Genomic DNA, 638 nt, shown 5'->3' with positions numbered 1-638 from the left:
CTTGCGGACCCAGTAGCCGAAGGTACTATACCGCAGCTCCTGGTGTTCGCAGTAGGCTTTCTGCGTCAGGCCAGATTGTTGCCAGGCCGCAATGTGTAACTGCCAGAACGGCGCACCTTCCGTGGCATCAGACATGTCCATCGATTTCTCCTATGTCGTGAAATTCCAGGAGAACGTCTGCACAGGGTCAGGTGGGGAAAACAGGTGTGGATTCTTGGGCGCTTACACTGGATCGGCTCCCATCAGCGCATGCTGCGCTTCTTTGGCGGCGTGCCGCTGGTGCCGGACAACCTCCGCTGCCAGCCATGGAGAGCGAAGCGAAGGCTGGTAGACCCCAGTAGCCGCGAGGCCGCACTGTTTTCCCGGCGTGCCTTGCGCCAGAGGGAAAACAAAGTAGGCCTCCGAACGCGGCGTCCAGTCATTGGGAGCCAAGTACGGAGCAGCAACGAGCTTGCGAAGTTGTTGCGTAGTGCTTGGTGACCAGGACGGCTGGGGCACCAATGGGTTGTCAAAGGCCGAGTCGATTTTGGGGACTGGGATGTCCCAAAATCTATCACGAGGCCGAAGACACGCTTGGTTGTCGGCTTCTGGGGTTGAAAAGTCCAGGGAGAGTCTTTGTCAATATCCTGTTAATAGCG

At 57.7% G+C, this 638-nt stretch carries 2 protein-coding genes; both read right to left on the bottom strand.

The window, feature by feature from the left end:
- Positions 1 to 135: IS66 family insertion sequence element accessory protein TnpA (gene tnpA / locus ACOCD2_RS24670; protein ID WP_419626333.1), on the bottom strand; the 135-nt coding region annotated here is incomplete at its 3' end.
- A gap of 107 nt (positions 136 to 242) precedes the next feature.
- Complete coding sequence (locus ACOCD2_RS24665) at positions 243 to 557, bottom strand: hypothetical protein (RefSeq protein WP_419626331.1); 315 nt, start codon at positions 555 to 557, stop codon at positions 243 to 245.
- Positions 558 to 638: the final 81 nt, after the last annotated feature.

The organism is Thiolapillus sp. (assembly GCF_048562965.1).
Taxonomy (GTDB): domain Bacteria; phylum Pseudomonadota; class Gammaproteobacteria; order Chromatiales; family Chromatiaceae; genus Thiolapillus; species Thiolapillus brandeum_A.
Note: the sequence above shows the minus strand (reverse complement) of the source record. Positions and strands in the feature narration are given on the sequence as shown.